This window comes from Advenella mimigardefordensis DPN7 (assembly GCF_000521505.1).
Taxonomy (GTDB): domain Bacteria; phylum Pseudomonadota; class Gammaproteobacteria; order Burkholderiales; family Burkholderiaceae_B; genus Advenella; species Advenella mimigardefordensis.
Map to the genome: position 1 here is coordinate 1,059,531 of NZ_CP003915.1, position 25,667 is coordinate 1,085,197.

A 25,667-nucleotide genomic window follows, 5' to 3' on the forward strand; every position below is an offset into this window, starting at 1 on the left:
TACTGACCCTGTTGATCCCTTTGAACTTCACCTGCTGTCGTTGGCCTGCCTTGTTTTTTGTGAATGAATGGCGCATTAAGCGCAATGTCGGCAGCACATCGCACAGGTTCAGGCTTGAAGGCACAAAAGCGCGAGCCATGCCATGGCTGGCCGCACAATGCCAGCGCGATGCGCGATAATGACGGTTGATAATCATCGTGCGTAACCATCAGGAAATTGCAGTAATGAATGAGTCCCCGATTGCCCCTCTTGCTTTTGAGCGCTTTCTGTATCTTGCCGACGATCCGCAAGTGATAGAAGCCTGTCTGCAGCCGGGTGCTGTGCTGCCAGGTGTATCCGAAGACATTCGGTTACGGGACGACATTTCTACCGATGAAATTACGCCGGTCGCAATCATGTCTCACTATGACGAGAAGCTGGGCGAGTTTGCCTATACCGGGGTATTGGCGGGTGGTCGTACGCCCATTGCCAGGCGTGCAGTCAAGGAGGCCGGCATTCAGGTGGTCGTGGCCGGCAACCGTTATGGCAAGGGTTCTTCGCGTGAGCACAGTCCGGCGGCCGAAAAGCATGCCGGTGTACGTCTGATCTTTGCGCGCAGCTTCGAGCGGATCTATCGGCAAAATGCGGACAATATCGGCTTGCTCACCTCTACTGATTTTACGTTGCTGGCGCAGTTGCTTGCGGGGCAAAGCATCACGCTTGAGCAGATATTGCAGGAGCGCGATGAGCTGACTCAGGCCATTGTGCGCAGTGGCGGGCTGCTCAATTATGGCAAGCGTTATCTTGCCAGAAGTCGCCCGCAGGCCGCAGCCGCAGGCGATAAACCACAAACGCTATTTGAAAAAATTATTGCCAGGCACGTATTGCGTACGGAACAGACCGGCACCGATCTGACGCCGGGTACGGGTATTTTTCTGCGTGCAGACTGGCGCTTCATCCACGAGTATTACACCGGTATGGCGGCCCATATGCTGTACCAGAGTTATACCGCGCCGCTGCAATTGTTTGACACTGAAAAAGTCATCGCCTTTGAGGACCACACTTCCTATATACACGAGAGTCCTGCGCACTTGCGTCAGGGGCTGGTGCCGAATATGCTGCGCATGTGCCAGGCGCATCGCGATTTTGTGAAGGCCACCGGCCTGCGCTGGCACCGTACACTGACAGAGGATGAAGCCCGGCGGGACGATGGCAGCAATGTTGCCGGTATTTCACATGCCATGATGGCTGAGCATTACGCGCTTCCCGGGCAGGTGGTGGTTGGAACCGATTCGCATACCCCCCATAGCGGTGCCCTGGGCTGTGTTGCCTTCGGGGTGGGTACCACCGATATGGCCAATGCGTTTATGACCGGGGCCGTCCGTATCACCATGCCGCCCGGGATTCTGGTGCGGCTGCAGGGTACCTTACCGGCAGGGGTAGCGGCCAAGGATATTGTTCTGCATCTGCTGGCGCTGCCGCAAATCCGTGAAGGCAAAGGTGTGGGCCGGGTGTTTGAATTCACCGGCGCAGTTATCGACAATCTGTCTGTCGATGAACGCGCCACATTGACCAATATGTGTGCGGAGCTCGGCGGCTTTACCGGTATTGTGGCGCCGGATATTCGCACGGTACAGTTTCTGCAGGAGCGACGGGGCGTCGCATTTGAACTGGCCGACTGGATGCGCAGCGATCCGGGGGCGACCTATGAACAGGAAATGACGGTTGACTGTTCAACGCTCGACGTCCTGGTGGCCGCTCCCGGTGACCCGGGCAACGGACGACCCGTGGGGTCATTGGGTGAAACCGTGGCAATTGATATTGCCTATGGTGGCTCCTGTACGGCAGGCAAACGTGAAGACTTTGATCAGTATCACGCTGTTCTGGCCTGGGGGCTGCAGCAGGGCCTGCATGTTGCGCCACATGTGCAATTGTACTTGCAGTATGGCACCACAGCCGTCCGCGATTATTGTGTGCAAAAGGGCTATGATCAGGTTTTCGAGCGTATGGGCGCACATATATTGCAACCGTCATGCGGAGCCTGCGCCAATTGCGGCCCTGGTTCGTCAACGGACGCCGGCCAGACCACAATCAGCGCGATCAACCGGAATTTCCCCGGGCGCTCGGGCCCCGGCAACGTATGGCTGGGTAGCCCTGCCACGGTCATGGCCAGTGCGCTGGCAGGTCACATCTGTTCGTTCTCGCAGCTACAAGAGCAGGCAGCGACCGGGCAGCAGCCGGTTTAGTTGGGGGTGCCGCAGCGGGTGGGTCGGCCGGGCCTTGTCGCAACGCCCATGGCCCTTGCGGATCTTCGCAAATTCGATCCGGTTCACCCCGTAGCAGATATGTCTTACAGAAACGTATGTGCTTCAATCAGGGCGGCGGCGATCTGGCCGATCCGGCGCTGGGTTTGCATGGCCTTTTTGCGCAGCATTCGATAGGCCTCGTCTTCGTCCACGCCATGCGTTTTCATCAGAATGCCCTTGGCTTTTTCCACGTCCTGGCGTTCGGCCAGCCGTTGCCGGGTGTCATTGAGTTCCAGACGGCGCGAGCGCTCCAGCGCAAAGCGTTCTATGGCCACGTCCAGTAACGAGAGTAGCCGGGCCGAAGGGACATCGCCCACTACATAGGCGGCAACGCCTGCCCTGATTGATGCCTGCATGAAGCTGCGGTCATTGTCATTGGTAAACATGACGACCGGCAACGCACTGTCATCCGAGCGCATGCAGAGCCCTTCCAGCGTATCGCGACAGGACGCATCTGAACTGACCAGCACGACATCGGGTTTGATGCCGGCCAATGCCGCCGCAAAATCGGCCAGCGGCGATATTTCGGCCACGACGTGAATGCCGGCTGCCTGCAGTTTGCCACGCAGGTCATCGTTCTGCTCATCATGGATCAACATCACACTCAGCATTTTCTATCCTCTTTGCCCATCTAAAGCAAAAGCCGTGCCGCTTTTTGTTCAACTGACATACGCCGGCGATGCCCGTTTTGAGTGCGTTCTGCTCAGGTCAATGTCGCCTTGTGGCGGCAGCAGGCCGCAGATGCACTGTTATTGTGCATCGCGGCATCAATGACGCTGCTGATCAACATCGCCAAACGGGTAGATCAGCCCGTTTGCAGTCGTCATTGCCGGGCAGAATCATCTGTCAGCATAGATGCTCCCTCTCGCACATAAAAACTGGCATGCAATTTGCTTTGCTGGTTGTGAAGGCCAAAGGCGGTCTTCAACGGGCAATGACAGTATTCAGGACAACGGCGTCCTGCTGGTACGTTTTTACAACGTATCCGCAGGACGCTTTTTATTTGGGGTAATGATGAACAGTCGGAAGAAAACAGACGGGTCAGACAAAACGGTCGGGGTACCGGTACGCAGCCATGCAGTACGGGATACCATCGCCCCAGGGAGCGTATATCGGCGGCAATGGATGCTGTCGGTAGCGCGCTCGGCAGCAGGCATTGGCGCACTGGGTCTGGCAGATCCCTTTTTGCGTACCGGTGCCTGGGCAGCAGGCTCGGACGCACCCGAAAAAACCGAAGTCAAGATCGGCTTTATTCCCCTGACCGACTGTGCGTCAGTCATCATGGCGGCCGAACTGGGTATCGACAAAAAATACGGAGTAAAGATTATTCCGAGCAAGGAAGCGTCCTGGGCTGCCGTGCGCGATAAGCTAATCAACGGCAATCTGGACTTTGCTCATGCCCTGTACGGCATGATATATGGCCTGCAGGTGGGCGTTGGTGGTCCGCAAACCGACATGGCCGTGCTCATGGGGCTCAACCAGAACGGGCAGGGGATTACGCTGGCCAAAGCATTGCACGAGCGCGGCGTAACAGACGGCGCGTCGCTCAAGAAAACCATGGCCACGCTGGACCGGCAACTGACCTTCGCGCAAACCTTTCCCACCAGCACGCATGCCATGTGGCTTTACTACTGGCTGGCGGCGCATGATATTCATCCGTTCAACGATGTCCGTGTCATCACCGTACCGCCGCCGCAAATGGTGGCCAATATGATGATTGGCAATATGGATGGGTACTGTGTGGGCGAGCCGTGGAACGCGCGGGCGGTGATCGATCAGATCGGCTTCACTGCCATCACCACGCAGGAAATCTGGCAGGACCATCCGGAGAAGGTACTGGGCACCACAGCCAAATTTGCGGATCAGTATCCGAACACTGCAAGGGCCGTGACGGCAGCGATTCTGGAAGCCGGCAGGTGGATCGACAGCTCTGCCGCCAATATCGAGAAAACGGCCAAGGTGATTGCGGCCAAGTCTTATGTCAATACGCAGGCCGATGTGATTACCGGCCGCATGCTGGGCAAGTACGACAACGGTATTGGCAAGGTCACAGACAGTGCGCACCCCATGCGCTTTTACGGCGACGGGGCGGCAACCTTCCCTTATCTGAGCGACGGCATGTGGTTCCTGACCCAGCAAAAGCGCTGGGGCCTGCTCCAATCGCATCCTGACTATCAGGCGGTTGCCAGGAAAGTCAATCGTATCGACATCTATAAGACCGCCGCTCAGGCCAGTGGTACACCTTTGCCGACCAGCGAAAGCCGGTCTTCGACGCTGATGGATGGCGTCCTTTGGAATGGCAGCGACCCGGCGGCGTATGCCGACGGCTTTGCCGTTCATGTATAAGTACGGGAGAAGCAGATGAACACCGCAGCCAAATCAGTAACCACGCCGACATGGAGCGGATTGCCTGCCATGGCGTGGCTCGGCAAATTGGGTTATCCACTCATCGGCCTGATGGTCGTTGTCGTGATCTGGGAAATGATTGCTGGAAAAATTGCCGGTATTCCCACGCCGCTGGCGACCTTGCAGTCGGCAGTCACCCTGTTTCAGGATCCCTTTTACCGCAACGGTCCGAACGATGTGGGCATTGGCTGGAACGTACTGGCTTCACTGTGGCGTGTCGGCGTCGGCTTTGGTCTGGCGGCGCTGATTGGCATTCCGGCCGGTTTCATCATCGGTCGCTATGCACCGATACGCAAGATGGCCGCGCCGGTAATCAGTCTGTTGCGTCCTGTCTCTCCACTGGCCTGGCTGCCACTGGGCCTGCTAATCTTCAAGGCCGCCGAGCCCGCTGCCATCTGGGCCATATTCATCTGTTCCATCTGGCCGATGATTATCAATACGGCAGACGGTGTGGCGCGGGTACCTGCGGACTATCTGAACATTGCGCGGGTACTGAATCTGTCTGAGCGCAAAGTGCTGACCAGTATTTTGCTGCCGTCGGTGCTGCCTTATGTGCTGACGGGCGTACGCCTGTCTATTGGTACTGCCTGGCTGGTGATCGTGGCCGCAGAGATGCTGACCGGCGGTACGGGTATCGGTTTCTGGTTGTGGGATGAATGGAACAACCTGAATGTGCAGCACATCATTATTGCCATTTTCATTATCGGTCTGGTCGGTCTGCTGCTTGACTTTGCCCTGCTGTCACTGGCCAAACGCTTTGCCTTTGCCGAGGAGTAACCCATGGAAAAGTATGTTGCAGTTGAATCGGTTAGTCAGGTTTTCGACACCGCCCGCGGGCCGTTCACGGCCCTGAACGAGATCAATCTGGCGATTCGCAAGGGCGAGTTCGTCTCGCTGATCGGCCATTCCGGTTGCGGCAAATCAACGCTGCTCAATCTGATTGCCGGTCTGACCAAACCCAGCAGTGGCGTGCTCATTTGTGATCAGCGCGAAATTGCCGGACCCGGGCCGGATCGCGCCATGGTTTTTCAGAATCATTCGCTGCTGCCGTGGTTCACCTGCTTTCAAAATGTCTACCTGGCAGTGGAACGGGTTTTCGGTGCCACCGAAACCAGGGCACGTCTGCGCGAACGCACGGCAGCGGCGCTGGAACTGGTAGATCTGGCTCATGCCAGCAGCAAGTATCCGCGTGAAATATCGGGCGGTATGAAGCAGCGCGTGGGCATTGCCAGGGCGCTGGCCATCGAGCCCAAAGTACTGCTGATGGACGAGCCCTTTGGCGCACTGGATGCGCTGACGCGTGCCCATTTGCAGGATGCCCTGTTGCGCATTGTCAAGCGTACGCAAAGCACGGTTGTGATGGTGACCCACGATGTGGACGAAGCCGTGCTGCTGTCGGACCGGATTGTCATGCTAACCAACGGACCGGCAGCCACGATCGGACAGATCCTGGCGATTGAGCTGCCGGGCCGTCGCGATCGTGTTGCACTGGCTGCTGATCCACGCTATCTGCAATATCGTGCTGCGGTAATGAAATTTTTGCATCAACGTTATTCGAACCCGGAGCAAAGCACCCGTCTTGCGCTGGTTGAGGCAGGAGACGCCGAGCCGGCGGAGCACAAAGAGGACAGTGCAATCGTCGCTTAAGACCGCATGCTTAATCACAAATGAATACAGGCAATATCATGAAAAAACGCAAATTGGTACTGATAGGCAACGGGATGGCAGGTGTTCGCACCGTCGAAGAGTTGCTCAAGCTGGATGATCAGCTGTATGACATTACCATTATTGGCAGCGAAGCCTATCCCAATTACAACCGGATATTGCTGTCGCCCGTGCTGACCGGGGAACAGACCATCCAGGATATTATTCTGAATGACCAGTCCTGGTATGACAGCAATAATATCAATTTGATGATGAACCAGCTGGTCACCAGGATTGACCGGGTGCGCCGGCAAGTGCATACCGCAGATGGCACCGTGGTTCCATACGATCGCTTGCTGCTGGCTACCGGTTCCAATCCGTTTATCCTGCCTGTGCCTGGAAATAATCTGGACGGTGTTGTGACGTTTCGCGACATCAACGATGTGAACCTGATGATCGAAGCGGCGGGTGTGCGGCGCCATGCGGTCGTGATCGGCGGCGGCCTGCTTGGGCTGGAAGCGGCCAATGGCCTGGCCGTGCGTGGCATGTCGGTCACGGTGGTGCACCTGGGCGAGACGCTGCTGGATCGCCAGCTTGATGAGCAGGCCGCCAATATGTTGCGCAAGAGTCTGGAAGCGCGCGGCCTGCAGTTTCTGATGGGGCATCAGACCAGCGAAATTGTGGATGATGGCCAGGGCCGGGTTGGTGCGATTCGCTTCGCCAATGGGTACGAGATGCCTGCCGATCTGGTTGTCATGGCAGTTGGCATTCGTCCGAACGTCGCACTGGCTGCCAGTGCCGGCTTGCATGTGGATCGCGGAATCGTGGTTACCGATACCATGCAGACCTATGATCCAAGCATCTATGCGGTGGGTGAGTGCGTGAGCCATCGCGGTACCGCCTATGGTCTGGTTGCGCCGCTCTTTGAACAGGCCAAAGTGGCGGCCAACCATTTGGCCATGTATGGCATTGCACGCTACGAGGGCAGTGTCACGTCTACCAAATTGAAAGTGACCGGTATTGATGTTTTTTCGGCCGGCGATTTTGTAGGGGATGCCAAAACCGATTGCATTACGCTGGCCGACCCCGAGGGTGGAGTCTACAAGAAACTGGTTGTCGCGGATGACAAACTGGTGGGCGCCTGCCTGTATGGCGACACGGCAGACGGCGCCTGGTACTTCCGGCTGATTCGCGAAGGCCGATCGATTCATGACATTCGTGATCAGCTGATGTTTGGCGAAGGAGCGGTCGGCGATACCGGACACGCCGGTGAGAACAAAGTGGCGGGTATGCCTGATAGCGCTGAGGTTTGCGGCTGTAACGGCGTATGCAAGGGCACGATTGTCAAAGCCATCCGCGAGCAGGGTTTGTTTACCGTCGATGACATCAAAAAGCATACCAAGGCCGCCAGTTCCTGCGGATCATGTACCGGTCTGGTAGAGCAGATCCTGATCAATTGTGTGGGCGGCGCTGCTGACGTCAAACCCAAATCGGCCCGGCCTATTTGTGGCTGCACGGATGTGACACATGGACAGGCCCGCAAGGTGATTCGTGAACAACATCTGACTACCATTGCCGAGGCCATGCATTTCATGGAATGGCGCACGCCTGATGGCTGTGCGACCTGCCGGCCGGCGCTTAATTATTATCTACTGTCTACCTGGCCGGGCGAGGCCGTTGATGATGGCGCGTCGCGTCTGGTGAATGAACGCATGCATGCGAACATTCAGAAGGATGGGACCTATTCTGTGGTTCCCCGGATCTGGGGCGGCGTTACCAATTCTGCAGAGCTTAGACGAATTGCCGATGTGGCAGATAAATACGCCATTCCGATGGTCAAGGTGACTGGCGGACAACGGATCGACTTGCTGGGTGTACGCAAGGAAGATTTGACCTCTGTCTGGAAGGACCTCGACATGCCCTCAGGGCACGCTTATGGCAAGAGCCTGCGTACCGTGAAGACCTGCGTGGGCAGCCAGTTCTGCCGTTTTGGTACACAGGATTCCACCGGAATGGGGATTGCACTTGAAAAAGACCTGACCGGCATGTGGAGCCCGCATAAGGTCAAACTCGCGGTCTCCGGCTGTCCGCGCAACTGTTCTGAATCCGGTATCAAGGATGTGGGCATTATCGCGGTGGATTCCGGATGGGAGATTTATGTTGGCGGCAACGGCGGTATCAAAACGGAAGTTGCCCAGTTTTTTGTCAAGGTGGAAACCCAGGAAGAAGTGTTGCAGTACTGCGGCGCCTTTCTGCAGCTGTATCGCGAAGAGGCTTATTACCTGGAGCGCACCGTCCATTACCTGGCGCGGGTTGGCCTGGAGCATGCGAAAGAACAGGTCATCAATAATGCCGAGAATCGTGCAGCGCTGTATGAGCGCCTGCGCTTTGCCGTGTCGCTGGAGCAGGACCCCTGGCAGGATCGCATAGAGAAACGGATTGCGGCGCCGGAACTTGAAACCCTGAATGTGTGAGGATACGATGAAAGTCTGCGAAAAATGGACGCCTGTGTGCGCCACCAGCGATATTCCGACACGTGGTGCGCGTGTCATACGCCGCAACGGTCAGGACGATATTGCCGTGTTTCGTAGCGGCCAGGGCGCTGTCTACGCCATTGTCGATAAATGTCCCCACAAGGGCGGCCCCCTGTCCGCCGGCCTGGTGCATGGGGCATCGGTAACCTGCCCGCTGCATGGCATGGTTATTGATTTGCCTACCGGGCAAGTGCAGGCGCCGGACGAGGGCTGTGTCAGAACGATCGCCGTGAAAATCGATCAGGATCGGGTTTGTCTGAATCTGGACGAAGGACAGTAGCCATGGATGCTCCGGTGCCGGTCCCGCTGGTTCAGATGACGACAGATGAAATACGCGTCACTCTTTCGGTTTGCTGCTACTGCGGCACCGGTTGCGGCGTACGTATTCAAAGCAAGGGCGAACAGGTGTTGTCTGTAGAAGGTGACAGGGCGCATCCGTCCAATGCGGGGCTGCTGTGCAGCAAGGGCATGGCTTTGCCCGGAACGATCAGACGGGATACGACACGGGTGCTGCATGCACGCCTGCGCGATAGACAGACCGGCCAGTATCGCCAAATCGATATGGCCGAGGCGTTCGATGTGGCGGCAAAGGTGATCAGCACAACCGTGCGTGAGGCCGGACCGCAGTCCATGGGCTTTTATTTGTCGGGCCAGTTGCTGACCGAAGACTACGCGATCTTCAACAAGATGGCCCGCGTTCTGGTGGGCACCAATAATATCGATACCAACTCGCGCCTGTGCATGTCCAGCGCGGTGAGCGGATACAAAATGACGCTGGGTGCCGACGCGCCGCCGGCAAGTTATGAGGATATCGAGCTGGCCGATACGGTCCTGATTGCCGGTTCGAATATGGCCTATGCACACCCGGTGCTGTTTCGGCGCCTGATGCAGGCACGGCAGTTGCGGCCGCACATGAAGATTATTGTGATCGACCCGCGCAATACCGATACCGCGCAGGCGGCCGATCTGCATCTGGCGGTAACACCCGGCGCAGACGTGGCGCTGTTTCACGCGATGCTCAATGTCATGGTCTGGGAAAACCTGATCGACCACGACTATATTGCCCGCTACACTGACGGCTTTCCTGCATTGAAAGATCGCATCCGCGAATTTACCCCGGCAGCGGCCGAAGGCGTGTGCGGCGTGGCTGCGGCCGATATTGTAAAAGCGGCCAGATGGTTTGCGCAAAGCGCTGCAACGCTCTCGCTGTACACCATGGGCCTGAACCAGTCCAGCAGCGGCACTGCCAAAAACATGTCGCTGATTCATTTGCATCTGGCTACCGGTCATATCGGCCGGCCGGGCACGGGCCCATTTTCACTTACCGGTCAGCCTAATGCCATGGGAGGGCGTGAAGCCGGTGCCATGGCAACGCTTCTGCCAGGCCATCGGGATCCGGTCAATCCGGTGCATCGTCAGGAGGTTGCTGCCTTGTGGGGGGCCGATAGCATACCGGACACGCCTGGGCATCCGGCTGTTGCCATGTTTGACGCGTTGCTGGAAAAACGCATTCGGGTGATCTGGATTGCTGCCACAAATCCGGCGCAGTCTTTACCCGATCAGACCCGAGTGCGCAAGGCCATGCAAAGCGCCGACTTCGTCATTGTGCAGGAGGCGTTTGCCGATGCAGAAACGCTGGCCTACGCCGATCTGATTCTGCCGGCCGCGACCTGGCCCGAGAAGGAAGGCACCGTTACTAATTCGGAGCGCCGGATCAGTCGTGTTCGGGCCGCTATTGCGGCCCCTGGTGATGCCTTGGCCGACTGGAAAATTGTGCAACAGGTCGCACAACGCGTGGCGCGGCAGATTGCGCCCGAGAAGGAAGCGTTGTTCAGCTACGCCGATGAAGCGCAGATTTTTGCCGAGCACGCAGCGTTAACTGCCGGTCGTGATCTGGACTATAGTGCGCTCAGTTTTGATGTGCTGGAGCAGCTCGGTCCGGTGCAGTGGCCGTTTACGCAGTCGGGCACGCCCCGCCTGTATACCAATCATGTGTTTGCCACGCCCAATGGGCGGGCCCGCTTCGCAGCCGTGGGCTACGTTGCGCCTGTGGAAAATATTTCGGCGCATTTCCCTCTGCGTCTGACGACCGGACGCTTGCGCGATCACTGGCATACCATGACCCGTACCGGGTTGTCGCAGACACTGATTGGTCACGTGGAGGAACCCGTTGTACATCTGCATCCGTCAGACATGGCGCGTTATCGTATTGGAGATCAGGCGCTGGTCACCATCCGGTCAAGGCGTGCACGCCTGGTGTTGCCGGCGCAGGCAGACGAGACGCTTAAACCCGGCTGCGCTTTTGTGCCAATGCACTGGGGCAGTCGTTTCATGGCTGGGGACGGCATTAATGGGCTTACCCATGGCGCGACCGATCCGGACTCAGGGCAGCCCGAGCTGAAGCATTGCGTCATTGGTGTTCAAGCCTATCAACCGGTGTGGCAGGCCGTCGCGTGGGTACGCGGCGATGCAGTCCAGTTGCAGCGGCAATTGTCGATCTGGCTCAGTGGCTTTGATTATGCGATCGCCGTGCCGGTGGCGACCGGCGGCGGTGGGTTGCGCCTGCGCCTGGCCACCAGAACCGTACCCGAACCGGCGCGACTGAAACACCTGCTGGCAGACCTTGGCATTGCCGATGCAGACGTGGCATTCGACGATCCCGCACGTGGCATCTATCGGCGGGTGCGGTGCAGCGATGGTCGGGTGGCTGTCTATTGTCTGGCTGGCACTGACCTGAATGCCGAGGTGGCACTGAACGACTGGGTCGATACGGATGTAAGACCCGAGCCATTGCTGCCGGTACTCCTTGGAAAATCACAAATGAAAGAACGGGCACGCATCGTGTGTGCCTGTAACGGCGTAACTGACGCACAAATCCTTCACGGTATTCGCAGCGGTATGGATCTGCCTGCACTCAAGCAAACTCTTAACTGCGGTACAGGCTGTGGGTCCTGTGTCGTGCAAATCAATCAAATGATCAGCCGGCATGCCGGCGTGGAGGCACTATGACAAACAGCATCAAAGCAATGTCTGCGAGCGATACGGTCCCGGGCAAAGTCTGGCTGGTGGGCGCGGGCCCGGGCGATGCCGAGCTGCTTACCTTAAAAGCCTATCGGATTCTGCAGGGCGCCGATGTCTGGCTGGTGGATGATCTGATCAGCGACGATATTCTGGCCCTGGCGCCTACCCATGCCCGGATCGTGCCGGTCGGCAAGCGTGGCGGCTGTCCTTCCACGGCGCAAAGTTTTATTTTGCACCTGATGGCACGCTATGCGCGCGCCGGACTGCAGGTAGCCAGGGTCAAAGGGGGCGATCCCTTTATTTTCGGACGTGGTGGGGAAGAACTGGCCTGGCTGCATGAACAGGGGATTGCTGCCGAAGCGGTCGGTGGCTTGACTGCCGGTCTGGCGGCGGCCAGCCAATTGAACCTGCCATTAACGCATCGCTCGGTTGCACGCGGCGTAGCGTTTGTCACTGCCCACACTGCCGATGGAACGGTGCCTGACTGGCAGGCGCTGGCGCAAAGCGGACTGACGCTGGTCTGTTATATGGGAATGAGTAAAAAGGAACAACTGCAGCGGGACCTGTTGCAGGCCGGCTTTGCCGCTGACCTGCCGGTTGCTGTGGTTGAGCGTGTCAGTTGCCGAAATGAGCGCACCATATATACTACGCTCGACACCATGTCGGCCGACATTTGTGCTGCGGGCCTGAGTAGTCCGGCATTACTTATTATCGGCAGGGCGGTTGCGCATCGCGTATCGGCTCGGTATCAACCAGACGACGATGTGCAAAGTATGGCGGACACCGTGATCGCGCAGGCGGCCTGTTTGTGAAGTAGTAGCGTCGCTGCAGGTTAATCTTATGGTTTTGAAGGGAACAGAATCGCGATCGGGGGAATGGTTGCACAGCGGTTTGCATCTCTTACTCGCACAATGCCGAATGGCAGTGAACTTCGCTTTTTTCAATCAGCACTTGATGTTTTCAGCACAAAATAGGGAGAAGTCGCAAGGGGCAAATTGAATCAAACACGGATGGCAGCCACCGACAAAAAAATCAGAATTTTGGTGCTGTGCTGACGGGCAGTACAGACGGTAAAAAGGCCCGACCGAAGCCGGGCCTGCCTGATAAGGAGGATACGATGCGAACAATCGTATTACAACTTATCCTGATTGGTATAGTGCTGATGTTGCTAATGTATAGCACACCAGCTTACTAATCAGGGATCGGTGGGCCCCACCCCACCGATTTCAGGTTTTAATTTACTTAATCGTGCTTTGTATGTCAACCTAGTATTTTCCGAGGGTGGTCGTAGCCCCTGGCGTGGATTGCTGTATTCAATCTGCCGGAGAAATACTGCGTTTGCATTGTTGACAAAAATTAAGCGACGGAACTGACATCGAAGAATTAAAAGATAGAGTCAATGTAGCGTGGCAGACTCGAAAAAATGGCACGGTCGGAGAACACGAAAGGATAAATTGAATCAAACACGGATGGCAGCGACCGACGAAAAAATCAGAATAACGCTGCTGTGCTGAAGGGCAGTACAGACGGTAAAAGGGCCCGACCGAAGCCGGGCCCTGCCTGATAAGGAGGATACGATGCATAGAATCGTATTACAACTTATCCTGATCGGTATAGTGCTGTTGTTGCTACTGTATAGCACTCCAGCTTACTAATCAGGGATCGGTGGGTCTGCCCCCACCGATTTCAGGTTTTAATTTACTTAATCGTGATTTGCATGTCAACCTAGTATTTTCCGAGGGGGTTCATAGACCCAGATGGGGTAGTCAGTACACCGGGAAGACACCGAGATTGAAGGGTCGAGAAAAAAGAGCGACGCAGCAAAAATCCAAGAAGGAAAGGGCAAAACCAAAATAGAGGCATACCGAAAAATGGCACGGTCGGAGAACACGAAAGGATAAATTGAATCAAACACGGATGGCAGCGACCGACGAAAAAATCAGAATAACGCTGCTGTGCTGAAGGGCAGTACAGACGGTAAAAGGGCCCGACCGAAGCCGGGCCCTGCCTGATAAGGAGGATACGATGCATAGAATCGTATTACAACTTATCCTGATCGGTATAGTGCTGGTGTTGCTACTGTATAGCACTCCAGCTTACTAATCAGGGATCGGTGGGTCTGCCCCCACCGATTTCAGGTTTTAATTTACTTAATCGTGATTTGCATGTCAACCTAGTATTTTCCGAGGGTTCTTATCGACTATTGGGTGGATTGCAATACATGACTGACCAGGAAAGTGCCCACTAAAATCATAAAAACAACATTCTGCGGCTTCATAAAGTTACGGTAGATACTCCATTTTGTACCCTACGCCATATATTGATTTGATCCAGTCTTCGCTTGCTCCTGCCTCAGCAAGCTTTCTTCGCAGGTTCTTCACATGAGTGTCAACCGTTCTATCGGTCACGACTCTATGATCGGGGTAGATCTGTGCCAGCACCTGATCGCGTGACAATACGCGCCCCTGAGCGTTGTAGAAAAAAAGAAGTAAATTAAATTCAATCGGCGTCAGATCCAGCTTTTTATCGTGCACCATCGCCTCGTAAGATTCTTCGTTGATCGATAACGGATCGGGCCGATCCTCTTTCGGAATATATCGATGTCGTCGCAGAACCGCTGCGATGCGTGCCACCACCTCGCGAGGGCTGAATGGTTTACAGATGTAATCATCCGCGCCCGTTTCCAGGCCAATCAGCCGGTCAATTTCCTCGACTAATGCGGTAATCATGATAATGGGCGTTTGGCTATCGAGACGTATCTCCCGACAGACCTCCATTCCCCCTTTCCCAGGCAGCATCAGATCCAGCAGTACCAGATCGGGTTTCGCTGCAGAGAATGTGGTCATGGCATCCAGCCCGTTGCTTACCCAGCAATGGGTGTAGCCCGACGCGGTCAGATAGTCTCCCAGAACAGCGGCAAGCCTGGGCTCGTCTTCAACGATCAAAATATGACCTTGGGTAGATAATGTATTCATGAAAATCGTTTCCGTCAGAGAGCCGGGAACTGAAGGCGTATTTCCAGGCCACCTAGTGCAGATGCGTGTGCCTGGATTTTACCGTTATGTGCTTCGACGATATTGCGGCAGATCGCCAGGCCCAGACCACTGCCACCACTGGCGCGATTGCGCGATTCCTCTACGCGGTAGAACCGCTCAAAAAGGCGGTCGAGTTTTTCCGGCGTAACGCCAGGGGGACTATCAGCAATCGAAATCGTAATCGTGTCTGATTGTTTTTCACCTCTGATCAGTACCTGACCGCCGCTATCGGTATATCTCAAGGCATTTTCCAGCAGATTTGAAAAAAGTTGCTGCAATCGGCTTTCATCGCCCTTGAGATAGAGCGCATAGGATGGCAGATCCAGTTGCAGCGAAAGATCTGCCTGTTGAAATCTCACATTCATACTTGTTGCAGCATGTCGGATCAGCGAGGTCAAATCAAGCGTGACCATTCGGTATTGCTGAAAACCTGCGTCAGTCAGGGATAGTTGATGCAGATTCCCGATTAACGTGTTCAGTTGTTGTACTTCGCCGTGCATCATTGAAAGTGATTCAGGGCTGGCGCTGCGAATATTGTCCTGAATAGCCTCTATTTCTGCCTGGATCACAGCCAGCGGTGTTCGCAATTCATGTGAAATATCCGCCATAAAAGCGCGTCGTGTACGTTCATTATTTTCCAGCGCCTGAGCCATGCGGTTAAAGTCATCGGCCAGCGTGCCAAGCTCATCACGGGCGCCGGGTGCGATACGGGAAGTGTAATCACCCTTAGCCAGAATATGCGTGCCCTTGGCGAGATTGCGTACCCTTCGCAGAATGCTGCGGGCGATCAGAAAGGTAAATACCGCAACAATGACAAGTGATACGGTCGCAATCAGGATCATGATTCGCAATTGCGATTCCAGAAAGCGGGACTCGCCAGGAGCCAGTACATCTTCAAACGGCACCATGGCAATCCATCCTACCGTGTTTTTATCAACAATAATCGGTAAACGCATGGAGTCTTTGTTGACTGAAGGGTTGCCTGAGACCCAGCTCAGATTCTCATCCAGCAAACCCATACGGACAATGGCGCCCGATTGATCGGCTGCAGAGGGGCCGCGCCGAATTTCTGCCGCCGTGATGGGCGGTCTGAGGGTCTGTATCCAGGTACTCAAATTGTTCCGCATAAAGTCCCAGTTATTATGTTTTTTATAGGCAGCGGTGATGAGCGGACGCGCCTCATTCATGCTTTGACGGCCCTGATCATTGAGATATCCAAGAAAACCCTGTTCAAAGCCATAACGCATGGCCATGGTTTGCATGACCATGACGGCCGCGCAAACAGTCAGTATTGCCAGAAAAAGCTTGGTCGTCAGGCTGAATCTCATGTGTTGTCAGTGGTGATGTGGTGTCCCAATATGCAGTATAGCGACGGATACAGCGTATTGACACGCACTAAATCGAGGGAAACCAATTCTTCATATTTTGCTCACATTTGCTTTTTACGATGCAGCTATTCCAAATCGAATCGGGTGCAGGTGATGCAATTAATTAAGTGTAGCAATTATCGTAGTGGAGCAGTTGCTGGTATCGTGAGCATGCTGCTCCTGCTGACTGCGTGTACAGAAAAGCCGCAACTACCGGCTAATCAGCAGGCAGAGGTTGGTGTGGCCACGGTTCAGAGTGAAATATTACCGATGTCCAACGAATTATCGGGCCGCACCCGCGCTTATCAGGTGTCCGAGGTACGTCCTCAGGTGGGCGGCATTTTGCGTAAGCGACTTTTTACCGAAGGCAGCAAGGTCGAAGCGGGCGATGTGTTGTATGAGATCGACTCCGCATCCTATCAGGCCAGTTATGACAGTGCCAAGGGTACATTGGCCCAGGCTCAGGCGGACCTGCTGTCTGCGAAACCCAAGGCGGCAAGAACCAGACGTTTGTCCGCGATGGATGCGGCCAGCAAGCAGGATAGTGACGATGCGGCCGCAACGCTGAAGAAAGCGGAGGCAACCGTAGCGGTTGCCAAAGCGGATCTGGAGCAGGCGCAAATTAACCTGCAGTACACAAAAATCCGCGCACCCATCTCGGGCATCATTGGTACCTCCAGTTATACAGCAGGGGCCTTGCTGACTGCCGATCAGACAACGGCGCTGACCAAAATCAATCAGCTTGATCCGATGTATGTGGATGTGACGCAATCGAGCGCTTCTCTGCTGCACCTGCGTAATCTGGTAAAAAACGGGTCCTTAAAGTCTGTTGATGGCAAGGTGCCGGTTTCGTTGCTGCTTGAAGACGGGAGCGAATATCACCATCCGGGCACGCTGGAAATGGTGGCCTCGGAAGTGGACGAGGAAACCGGTACGGTAAAGCTCAGAGCGGTGATTCCTAACCCTGACGGTGATCTCTTACCGGGTATGTATGTTAAGGCCAGGCTCGCCATGGCGATTAATGAGAAAGCCCTGCTGGTGCCGCAAAAAGCCGTGATACGCAACACCAAGGGCGAGGCAACGGCATGGGTTGTCGATGCGACGGGCAAAGTTGAGCAAAGAATGCTGCAGCTTGGTCAGGCAGTGGGAGACCGCTGGGTGGTAACGTCGGGCATCAAAGACGGTGAGCAGGTGATTGTCGAAGGCACACAAAAAGGTCAAAAGCGGCGATCGCGTTAAGGCCGTGCAGGCCGATGCAGACGTCGCATACACCGACCCGTCGGATCAATCGTCTACGGCCATAGCCGGGACGGCTATGTAAAGAATAAAGAGATAAAGAAAAAACCATGGCTCAATTTTTCATCAAACGTCCTATCTTTGCCTGGGTTATTGCCATTGTGATTACCTTTGGCGGATTAATTTCCATTCTTTCCCTGCCGATTGAACAGTACCCGGATATCGCACCGCCGTCCATTTCGATTCGTGCGACGTACACCGGCGCGAATGCCGATACGGTACAGAACTCTGTGACTCAGGTGCTGGAACAGCAAATGACCGGGCTGGACAATCTGCTTTATATGTCGTCCAGCAGTTCAACCGGAAGTGCTCAGCTGACGCTGACGTTCGCCTCCGGGACGAATCCGGATACGGCACAGGTACAGGTGCAGAACAAGGTCTCTCAGGCCAATTCGATGTTGCCGCAGGCTGTGCAGCAGGAAGGCGTGACGGTATCCAAGTCCAATCAGGGCAGCATGTTTATGGTGCTCGCTTTTCTGTCTGAAGACGGCAGCATGGATGATACGGATATTTCCGACTACATGGCGTCCACCATTCAGGATCCGATCAGCAGGGTGAATGGCGTGGGCAACGCCAATGTGTTTGGTTCCGAATATGCGATGCGAATCTGGCTCGATCCCGAGAAAATGGCTCACTACAAGCTGATCACCTCGGATGTGACCAGCGCCATCGAAGCGCAGAACGCCGATGTGTCATCGGGTGAGCTGGGCGGGGTGCCGGCTTCCAAAGGCCAGCAGTTGAATGCCACCGTTACCACGCGCAGCCGCTTGCAAACGCCCGAACAATTCGGTGATATTGTTTTGAAATCCGACACGGATGGCGCGATCGTTACCTTGCGTGATGTGGCAACCATTGAAATGGGTTCCCAGGATTATTCGTCAGTGTCCAGGTTTAATGGAAAACCTGCAGCCGGTATGGGTCTTGAACTGGCTACGGGGGCGAATGCACTGGACGTCGCTGCGGCGGTCAAGGTGAAACTGCAGGAGCTCAGCGAGCATTTCCCCAGTGGACTGACCTACAGTATTGCTTATGACACGACGCCATTTGTCAGCCTGTCCATTAGTGAAGTGGTGAAGACCCTGGGCGAGGCGATCGCCCTGGTCGTTGTGATTATGTATCTGTTCCTGCAGAACTGGCGTGCAACATTGATACCGGTGGTCGCCGTACCTGTCGTGTTGATGGGCACGTTTGGCGTGCTGGCACTGCTGGGGTATTCGATTAATACTCTGACGCTCTTTGCCATGGTGCTGGCCATTGGTTTGCTGGTGGACGATGCAATTGTGGTGGTGGAGAATGTCGAGAGGGTCATGTCCGAAGAGGGGCTCTCGCCGGCGCAGGCCACGAGCAAATCGATGAGGCAGATTACCGGCGCCCTGGTGGGGATTGCCATGGTGCTGACGGCGGTGTTCATTCCAATGGCCTTCTTCGGCGGTTCTACGGGGGAAATCTATCGGCAGTTTGCGGTCACTATTTCAGCTGCAATGATTCTGTCTGTGATTGTCGCGCTCACCCTGAGTCCGGCCCTATGCGCGTCAATACTTAAACCCATCGCTCACGGTGGTGAGGTTTCCCGACGCGGCGTGCTGGGGCGGTTCTTCGCCTGGTTTAATCACCACTTTGATCGTTATGCCAGACGTTATACAAAAGGCGTTGGAAAAGTTGTTCGGTATCGCAAAACCGGATTGCTGACCTACCTTTGTATGATCGCATTGATGGGACTGCTTTTCCTGCGGCTGCCTACTTCATTTCTGCCGCAGGAAGATCAGGGTATGTTGATGGTGATGTTCAATACGCCGCCGGGCGCGACTCAGGAGCGGACCCTGGCATCGATGCAAAAAGCGACGGACTATATACAGAAAGAACCGGGTGTGGAAAGCGTTTTTTCTGTTGCGGGTTTCAGTACTTCCGGCAGCAGTCAAAACTCGGGCATGGGTTTTGTCAAGCTGAAAGACTGGGAAGAGCGCGATCAGACGGCCGAGCAGATTGCCATGAAGCTGACCGGTGACATGGCATCGATGATGCGTGACGCACAAGTGTTCGTGGTGACGCCTGCGGCGATTCCCGGGCTTGGTAACAGCTCCGGCTTTACGATGCATTTGCAGGACCTCAGCGGCAATGGACATGAAAAATTAGTCCAGGCCAGGCAGCAATTACTGATGCTTGCAAACAGGAACAGTAATCTGAGTAACGTCCGGTTTAACGGACTGGACGACGCGCCGACGTTCAAACTTGATCTGTACGATAAGAAGGCCAGTGCTTTGGGTCTGGATCTGAGTGATGTCAACAGTACGCTGAGCACCGTATTGGGCGGCACCTACGTGAATGATTTTGTTCACAATAGCCGCGTCAAACGGGTGTACGTACAAGGCGACGTCGGGGCCCGGATGCTGCCGCAGGATATTGATCGATGGCAGGTGCGCAACACCTCCGGGGATATGGTGCCGCTGTCGGAGTTTACTAAGGGTCGCTGGTCGTATGCGCCGCAGACCATCAGCCGTTTTAATGGTGTGGAAGCGATGGAGATTACCGGCGATGCGGGCAGTGGCGTCAGTTCAGGGGTGGCAATGAATCATGTCTCTGATCTGGTCGGGCAGCTTCCTGGCGGATACAGCTATGCGTGGTCAGGAATGTCCTATCAGGAACTGGCGGCGGGCACACAGGCCTGGATGCTTTATGCGGCGACGATTCTCTTTGTCTTCCTGTGTCTGGCCGCATTGTATGAAAGCTGGACGATTCCCGTGTCCGTCATGCTGGCGGTACCGGTAGGTATCCTGGGGGCGGTACTGGCGACCACGCTGCGTGGCCTCAATAGCGATATTTATTTTCAGGTGGGTCTTCTGGCCACCATGGGGCTGGCGGCGAAAAACGGCATTTTGATCGTGGAGTTTGCCCGGGAGCTGGAGCAGCAGGGAACGTCCTTGCTGAGAGCAACCCTGCAGGCGGCCGGTTTGCGTCTTCGCCCGATTATCATGACTTCGCTGGCGTTCATGCTTGGTGTGCTGCCGATGGTGCTGGGCACCGGCGCCGGCTCTGGCGCGCGACATTCGCTGGGTACGGGCGTTTTAGGTGGCACGCTCATCTCCACCTTACTTGGCATCTTCTTTGTTCCTTTGTTCTATGTTGTTATTCGGTCGTTCTTTCCTGAGCGCAAAAATAGCGACGAAACGATTGTTTTGTCTGAAGAAAAATCATGAAAAAAATACTTTCTTTATCCGTTCTGATGAGTACGCTGCTGCTTGCTGGTTGCATGAGCATGGCCCCGGATTATCAACGTCCGTCTATGCCCGTTGCAGATCAGTGGCGCAGTAACACCGCCTCAGCAACTACGCAGACAAATCCTGCCACACCGTTGTCTGAAATCAGCTGGCAGTCATTCTTTCTGGATGAGCGCTTGCGCAAAGTGATTGCCCTGGCGCTTGAGCATAATCGGGATTTGCGTGTCTCCGTGCTGAATATTGAAAAGGCGCGCGCTGAATATCGGGTGCAGCGATCCGAATCATTACCGTCGGTCAGCGTTGGCGGAACGCAAACTGCATCGCGTACCGCCGCTGCTGCCAGCACGACTGGCGCATCCAGCGTTGGCCGACAGTACTCGGCGGAAATTGGCTTCAGCAGTTATGAGCTGGATCTTTTCGGGCGGATACGGAGCCTGAATGATCAGGCATTAGAGCGTTTTTTTGCAACTGAAGAAACCAAACGCAGTGCGCAACTGAGTTTGATCGCGGAAGTCGCGGGCGACTGGCTGACGCTGGCTACCAATCAGCAGTTGCTGACCCTGGCCGGCAATACCCTGGCCAGTCAGCAGAAAACCCTGACGCTGAGTGAGGCGCGTCATAAGGTAGGTGCGATTTCAGGCATGGATCTGGCGCAGATTCGCACGAGTGTGGAAAGCGCGCGCCTGGATGTCGCTCAACAGAAGGCGCAAATCGAACAGGATCGGAATGCGCTTGAATTGGTTGTCGGCACGGCTGTTCCCGATGCATTGTTACCAACTGGCAGTTCGACACGTGCCGTCACGCTCGCACAGATCCCGGCCAGTCTGAGTTCCCGGGTTTTACTGGAAAGGCCGGATGTGCTGTCCGCCGAACATACTCTGAAAGCGGCCAATGCCGAAATCGGGGCAGCACGTGCAGCCTTTTTTCCCACCATTTCCCTGACTGCCTCCGGCGGTTTCAGCAGCGATCAGTTGTCAGGTTTATTCACGGGGGCGAACCGGACCTGGTCTTTTGTTCCAACAGTGAGTATTCCGATTTTTAACGCAGGCAATCTGCAGGCATCCCTGAAAGTATCGGAAACGGAACGCGATATCGCCGTGGCCGATTATGAAAAATCCATTCAGACCGCTTTCAGTGAAGTGGCCGATGCCCTGGCCGTACGTGCGTCGATGAAAGAGCAGCTAGATGCTCAGAAGGCATTGGTGCAGGCCAGTCAGGCGGCCTACCGGCTTGCCGATGCGCGATACCGTAATGGCATCGATGGCTACCTGGATGCATTGGATGCGCAACGCACGCTGTACAGCGCCCAACAAACGCAATTGAGTTTGTATCTGACCGATTTAAAGAATCGGGTAACGCTTTATAAGGTGCTGGGTGGAGGCATGAATGCCGGTTAAACGGTAGTCAGTGATCTCCGGAGTCTATGCCAGGTTGGATTTATTGGCCGACAGCGTGTCTGGCGTCGCTGGCGGCTTACCGGTAGTCCCGCGCACAATGAGCTCAATATCCAGGCAGACAGAGGCAGGGCGAGCATCCTTTTCTATCCATTCCAGTACAGAGTGCGCGCATTCTATTCCTAACTCATAGGTAGGTAATTGCACAGTGGTCAACCCGGGAGGCAGGTGCGACACAATGGGCAGGTTGTCGCAGCCAACAATAGAGAGATCCCGGGGCAACTGGATGCCATGTTTCTGCGCCTCGAACATGCATCCCATTGCCAATACATCATTACCGCAAAAAATCGCCGTGGGCGGTACTGGCAACTGCATCAAACGCGTCCAGCCAGTGCGCCCGCCCGGAAAGCCAAAGGGCTGTTCAATCAGATTGCGCTTGTCAAATGCAATATTATTGCGTTGCAGCGTTTCGATGAATCCGTCAGCACGTTGCCGGGCACGGTCGTTGTACCGTGTATACCCTGAAATCATGCCGAATTGTGTATGACCCAGCGCAAGTAGATGTTCGGCGGCCAACTGTCCAATTAGACGATTATCGAAAGCCACTGAAGGATAGCTTTCATGCGTGGCCCAGGCCACCAGTAACGGTGTGCCACTGCGTCGTACCAGATCCCACGTTGCGTCGGAATGATGAGTACCAACCAGAACCAATGCGTCTATTCGTTTTTCCAGCAAGGCGCGAACCTGCCGGGCTTCAGTCTCAAGATTATATTCATGAGCTGCAATCAGCAATTGATAACCGTGAGCAGCCAGCGTTGTTTGCAGTCCCTGCACAGCCAGTGCAAAGATGGAATTATCCAGCGTCGGGACGACCATGCCGACCGTATGGCCATGGCCAGATGCCAGCGCACGTGCCGAGCCATCCATAAAGTAATTTAATTCATCAATGGCCCGCTGGACCCGTTCCCGGGTAGCGGGTTTGACTGAATCGGGGTTGGACAGGGTACGGGATACAGTGGCAACTGACACCCCTGCCAGGGATGCGACGTCTGCAATGCGCGCCCGGTGTTTCATGGCTGGCCTTTGTCTTTATTCATAATCAGGATGAATTATAAGCCGCCATGAAAATATTTACGGTTTACGCATTGACGCGCTCCTAATCCTTCCCTACAATAAAATGTAAGCGCATACATTTATTAAAAATAAACTATGCTTGTTTAATTTTTATTTATGAAAAAATCAATAAATACAATTAGTTATTTTGTTATATATTTTGTTTTTTATGAAAGCGAATACATTTTAGGGATAAAAAATGACAATTGAATATCTAAAAAAGGCAGACAAGACACCTGAGACTGAAACCGGTACCGCCAGGGCGGTTGTCGATGAAATGCTGACAGATATACGCGCGCGTGGTGAAGCAGCCGTGCGGGAGTATGCGAGCAAGCTGGATAAATGGACTGGTGAGATTGTGATGAGCGATGCGCAAATCAATCAGGCCACCCGGGATATTCCAGTTTCCATCAAAAAGGATATTGAATTTGCTGTGCGGCAGGTTTATGACTTCGCGGTAAGACAGCGCGAGTCTATTGAAGAATTTTCCGTTGCGTTGCCGGGCGGTGTCACAGCCGGTCAGCGGGTATTGCCTGTAAACGTTGTAGGCTGTTACGCACCGGCTGGCCGTTATGCGCATATTGCATCTGCATATATGGGTGTGGCCACGGCAAAAGCGGCAGGCGTGAAAAATATTATTGCCTGCTCAAGTCCGTTTCGTGGCGGCGCCATGCACCCATACGTGTTGTATGCATTCCGCACGGCTGGCGCCGACACCATCATGACACTTGGTGGCGTGCAGGCTATTGCCAGTATGGCTTTTGGTTTGTTTACCGGAACTGCGGCGGATGTGGTGGTAGGGCCTGGTAATAAATTTGTTGCGGAGGCCAAGCGCAGCCTTTTTGGTCAGGTGGGCATCGACGTATTCGCCGGGCCTTCCGAAGTGGCCGTGATTGCAGATGAAACGGCCGATCCGGAAATTGTCGCTAGTGATCTGGTAGGGCAGGCCGAACACGGGCATGAGTCGCCGGCGTGGTTGTTCACGACGTCACGCGTTCTGGCTCAAAAAGTGGCTGAGCGTATACCGCAACTCATCGAGCAACTGCCCGGTATTGCCAGAGAAGCGGCGACTGCTGCGTGGCGTGATTACGGCGAAATTATCATTTGTGATACGCGTGAGGAGGTGGTGGAAGTCTCTGATCGCTATGCATCGGAACATCTTGAAGTTCAGGCCAGAGATCTGGATTGGTGGCTGGAACGCCTGACGTGTTATGGCTCGCTGTTTCTGGGTGAAGAGTCTACCGTGGCCTTTGGGGATAAATGCAGCGGGCCCAATCATGTGTTGCCAACCAAGGGTGCGGCACGATACTCGGGAGGGTTGTCCGTGCACAAATTTATGAAAACACTCACCTGGCAGCGTATGTCCAAAGATGCGGTCAGGCAGATTGGTCAGGTTACAGCGCGAATATCCCGGCTGGAAGGGATGGAAGCGCATGCTCGTACCGCAGACGATCGTTTGGCAAAATATTTTCCCGGTGAGACCTTCGATGCAGGCGAGGCTGTGACTGTATAGACGACGAACAGGAGAGAACTATGAAAAATCGTGAACTGTTTGGTCTCTCTGGCAGGACGGCCCTGGTGACCGGAGGCAACTCCGGGATTGGCGCGGCAATCGCCAGAGGGCTTGGGCTGGCTGGCGCGCAGGTGGTTCTGGTTGCTCGTCGCGAGCAACCACTAATCGATCAGGTTGCGCTATTGACCGAGGAGGGCATTGCGGCGCGTTATTGCATATGCGATTTGGCTGATCACTCAGCGCTGCAGGCATGCGCAGATGAGGCAATGGTTAGCGTCGGCGATATCGACATTCTGGTGAATGCGGCAGGCGTCAACCTGCGCCAGCCATTTGAGCAGGTGGATTATGACTCCTGGCGTCAGCAGATGGAACTGCATCTGGCAGCTCCCTTTTTTCTTACCCAGGCGCTGGCGCCAGCCATGAAGAAAAAGGGGTGGGGGCGCATTATCAATATTGCATCTTTACAATCATATCGTGCCTTTGCCGACAGCGCTCCGTATGGAGCAGCAAAAGGTGGTGTGGTGCAATTAACACGTGCGATCGCTCAGGAGTGGTCGCCTTATGGCATTACCTGCAATGCCATTGGACCGGGCTTTTTCCCGACGCCGCTGACCGCTTCGGTATTTGGCCAGGCAGACCTGAGTCAGCGTCACGCAGCGCAAACGTGCATTGGACGCAACGGACAGCTGGATGATCTGCATGGTGTTGCCGTGTTTCTGGCCAGCCAGGCATCCAGCTATATCACTGGTCAGGTAATCATGGTTGACGGAGGTTACACAGCGAAGTAGGCAGTATTTCCTACGGCAGTATTTTGCCGTTCTTCAATATATAAAACAGAATAAAA

The 25,667-nt window shown here is 55.0% G+C and carries 17 protein-coding genes; 13 read left to right on the forward strand and 4 right to left on the reverse strand.

Annotated elements, in window-relative coordinates:
• Positions 1-224: 224 nt before the first annotated feature.
• The gene (locus MIM_RS04875) at positions 225-2,225 is read left to right on the forward strand and encodes an aconitase family protein (protein WP_025371648.1); all 2,001 of its coding nucleotides are present in this window, start codon (positions 225-227) and stop codon (positions 2,223-2,225) included.
• Positions 2,226-2,329: 104 nt separating this feature from the next.
• Here the strand turns inward: MIM_RS04875 and MIM_RS04880 are convergent, their stop codons facing one another.
• Positions 2,330-2,896 (reverse strand): ANTAR domain-containing response regulator, encoded by a 567-nt coding sequence (locus tag MIM_RS04880; RefSeq protein ID WP_025371649.1) that lies wholly within the window; start codon positions 2,894-2,896, stop codon positions 2,330-2,332.
• 514 nt (positions 2,897-3,410) lie between these two features.
• Between MIM_RS04880 and MIM_RS04885 the strand changes: the two genes are divergently transcribed.
• From MIM_RS04885 to cobA, 7 genes are all read left to right on the forward strand, one after another.
• Positions 3,411-4,631 (forward strand): CmpA/NrtA family ABC transporter substrate-binding protein, encoded by a 1,221-nt coding sequence (locus MIM_RS04885; protein WP_042070969.1) that lies wholly within the window; start codon positions 3,411-3,413, stop codon positions 4,629-4,631.
• A 111-nt stretch (positions 4,632-4,742) separates the two neighbouring features.
• Positions 4,743-5,468 carry a nitrate ABC transporter permease gene (gene ntrB / locus MIM_RS04890; RefSeq protein ID WP_407638147.1) on the forward strand — a complete coding sequence of 242 codons (726 nt, stop codon included), beginning with the start codon at positions 4,743-4,745 and terminating at the stop codon, positions 5,466-5,468.
• Between the two features lie 3 nt (positions 5,469-5,471).
• Positions 5,472-6,338 carry an ABC transporter ATP-binding protein gene (locus MIM_RS04895; RefSeq protein ID WP_025371652.1) on the forward strand — a complete coding sequence of 289 codons (867 nt, stop codon included), beginning with the start codon at positions 5,472-5,474 and terminating at the stop codon, positions 6,336-6,338.
• A 38-nt stretch (positions 6,339-6,376) separates the two neighbouring features.
• On the forward strand, positions 6,377-8,809 hold the full coding sequence (gene nirB, locus MIM_RS04900) for a nitrite reductase large subunit NirB (protein ID WP_025371653.1): 2,433 nt from the start codon (positions 6,377-6,379) through the stop codon (positions 8,807-8,809).
• Positions 8,810-8,816: 7 nt separating this feature from the next.
• A complete protein-coding gene (gene nirD / locus MIM_RS04905; protein ID WP_245592815.1) occupies positions 8,817-9,149 on the forward strand; it encodes a nitrite reductase small subunit NirD in 333 nt (110 codons plus the stop codon).
• A gap of 2 nt (positions 9,150-9,151) precedes the next feature.
• Positions 9,152-11,878, forward strand: a complete 2,727-nt coding sequence (locus MIM_RS04910; protein ID WP_222836916.1) for a nitrate reductase — start codon at positions 9,152-9,154, stop codon at positions 11,876-11,878.
• Complete coding sequence (cobA, locus tag MIM_RS04915; RefSeq protein WP_025371656.1) at positions 11,875-12,702, forward strand: uroporphyrinogen-III C-methyltransferase; 828 nt, start codon at positions 11,875-11,877, stop codon at positions 12,700-12,702. The genes MIM_RS04910 and cobA overlap by 4 nt, the downstream gene beginning before the upstream one ends.
• Positions 12,703-14,172: 1,470 nt before the next feature.
• Here cobA and MIM_RS04920 read toward each other — a convergent pair.
• Both MIM_RS04920 and baeS read right to left on the reverse strand, forming a co-directional pair.
• Positions 14,173-14,865 (reverse strand): response regulator, encoded by a 693-nt coding sequence (locus MIM_RS04920; RefSeq protein WP_025371657.1) that lies wholly within the window; start codon positions 14,863-14,865, stop codon positions 14,173-14,175.
• A 14-nt stretch (positions 14,866-14,879) separates the two neighbouring features.
• A complete protein-coding gene (gene baeS, locus MIM_RS04925) occupies positions 14,880-16,253 on the reverse strand; it encodes a sensor histidine kinase efflux regulator BaeS (RefSeq protein WP_025371658.1) in 1,374 nt (457 codons plus the stop codon).
• Positions 16,254-16,463: 210 nt separating this feature from the next.
• On the opposite strand from baeS, the gene MIM_RS04930 reads away from it, so the two are divergent.
• From MIM_RS04930 to MIM_RS04940, 3 genes are all read left to right on the forward strand, one after another.
• Positions 16,464-17,531 (forward strand): efflux RND transporter periplasmic adaptor subunit, encoded by a 1,068-nt coding sequence (locus MIM_RS04930; protein ID WP_052342274.1) that lies wholly within the window; start codon positions 16,464-16,466, stop codon positions 17,529-17,531.
• A 107-nt stretch (positions 17,532-17,638) separates the two neighbouring features.
• Positions 17,639-20,782 carry an efflux RND transporter permease subunit gene (locus tag MIM_RS04935; RefSeq protein ID WP_025371659.1) on the forward strand — a complete coding sequence of 1,048 codons (3,144 nt, stop codon included), beginning with the start codon at positions 17,639-17,641 and terminating at the stop codon, positions 20,780-20,782.
• Positions 20,779-22,200 carry an efflux transporter outer membrane subunit gene (locus MIM_RS04940; RefSeq protein WP_042069985.1) on the forward strand — a complete coding sequence of 474 codons (1,422 nt, stop codon included), beginning with the start codon at positions 20,779-20,781 and terminating at the stop codon, positions 22,198-22,200. Before MIM_RS04935 ends, MIM_RS04940 begins: the two co-directional genes overlap by 4 nt.
• A gap of 24 nt (positions 22,201-22,224) precedes the next feature.
• Here the strand turns inward: MIM_RS04940 and MIM_RS04945 are convergent, their stop codons facing one another.
• Positions 22,225-23,271, reverse strand: a complete 1,047-nt coding sequence (locus MIM_RS04945; RefSeq protein ID WP_025371660.1) for a LacI family DNA-binding transcriptional regulator — start codon at positions 23,269-23,271, stop codon at positions 22,225-22,227.
• Positions 23,272-23,509: 238 nt separating this feature from the next.
• Between MIM_RS04945 and hpsN the strand changes: the two genes are divergently transcribed.
• Entirely contained in the window at positions 23,510-24,823 is a 1,314-nt protein-coding gene (gene hpsN / locus MIM_RS04950; protein ID WP_025371661.1) for a sulfopropanediol 3-dehydrogenase, read from the forward strand.
• Between the two features lie 20 nt (positions 24,824-24,843).
• Positions 24,844-25,611 carry an SDR family NAD(P)-dependent oxidoreductase gene (locus MIM_RS04955; protein WP_025371662.1) on the forward strand — a complete coding sequence of 256 codons (768 nt, stop codon included), beginning with the start codon at positions 24,844-24,846 and terminating at the stop codon, positions 25,609-25,611.
• Positions 25,612-25,667 lie beyond the last annotated feature (56 nt).

What these genes read in the sequence shown, in the direction of transcription:
- MIM_RS04885 (WP_042070969.1), top strand. Translation starts at nt 3,411, where the DNA reads ATGCTGTCGGTAGCGCGCTCGGCAGCAGGCATTGGCGCACTGGGTCTG.
- MIM_RS04895 (WP_025371652.1), top strand. Translation starts at nt 5,472, where the DNA reads ATGGAAAAGTATGTTGCAGTTGAATCGGTTAGTCAGGTTTTCGACACC.
- nirB (WP_025371653.1), top strand. Translation starts at nt 6,377, where the DNA reads ATGAAAAAACGCAAATTGGTACTGATAGGCAACGGGATGGCAGGTGTT.
- MIM_RS04955 (WP_025371662.1), top strand. Translation starts at nt 24,844, where the DNA reads ATGAAAAATCGTGAACTGTTTGGTCTCTCTGGCAGGACGGCCCTGGTG.
- MIM_RS04945 (WP_025371660.1), bottom strand. Translation starts at nt 23,271, where the DNA reads ATGAAACACCGGGCGCGCATTGCAGACGTCGCATCCCTGGCAGGGGTG.
- MIM_RS04935 (WP_025371659.1), top strand. Translation starts at nt 17,639, where the DNA reads ATGGCTCAATTTTTCATCAAACGTCCTATCTTTGCCTGGGTTATTGCC.
- MIM_RS04875 (WP_025371648.1), top strand. Translation starts at nt 225, where the DNA reads ATGAATGAGTCCCCGATTGCCCCTCTTGCTTTTGAGCGCTTTCTGTAT.
- MIM_RS04910 (WP_222836916.1), top strand. Translation starts at nt 9,152, where the DNA reads ATGGATGCTCCGGTGCCGGTCCCGCTGGTTCAGATGACGACAGATGAA.
- MIM_RS04930 (WP_052342274.1), top strand. Translation starts at nt 16,464, where the DNA reads ATGCTGCTCCTGCTGACTGCGTGTACAGAAAAGCCGCAACTACCGGCT.
- MIM_RS04940 (WP_042069985.1), top strand. Translation starts at nt 20,779, where the DNA reads ATGAAAAAAATACTTTCTTTATCCGTTCTGATGAGTACGCTGCTGCTT.
- ntrB (WP_407638147.1), top strand. Translation starts at nt 4,743, where the DNA reads ATGGTCGTTGTCGTGATCTGGGAAATGATTGCTGGAAAAATTGCCGGT.
- MIM_RS04920 (WP_025371657.1), bottom strand. Translation starts at nt 14,865, where the DNA reads ATGAATACATTATCTACCCAAGGTCATATTTTGATCGTTGAAGACGAG.
- baeS (WP_025371658.1), bottom strand. Translation starts at nt 16,253, where the DNA reads ATGAGATTCAGCCTGACGACCAAGCTTTTTCTGGCAATACTGACTGTT.
- nirD (WP_245592815.1), top strand. Translation starts at nt 8,817, where the DNA reads ATGAAAGTCTGCGAAAAATGGACGCCTGTGTGCGCCACCAGCGATATT.
- cobA (WP_025371656.1), top strand. Translation starts at nt 11,875, where the DNA reads ATGACAAACAGCATCAAAGCAATGTCTGCGAGCGATACGGTCCCGGGC.
- hpsN (WP_025371661.1), top strand. Translation starts at nt 23,510, where the DNA reads ATGACAATTGAATATCTAAAAAAGGCAGACAAGACACCTGAGACTGAA.
- MIM_RS04880 (WP_025371649.1), bottom strand. Translation starts at nt 2,896, where the DNA reads ATGCTGAGTGTGATGTTGATCCATGATGAGCAGAACGATGACCTGCGT.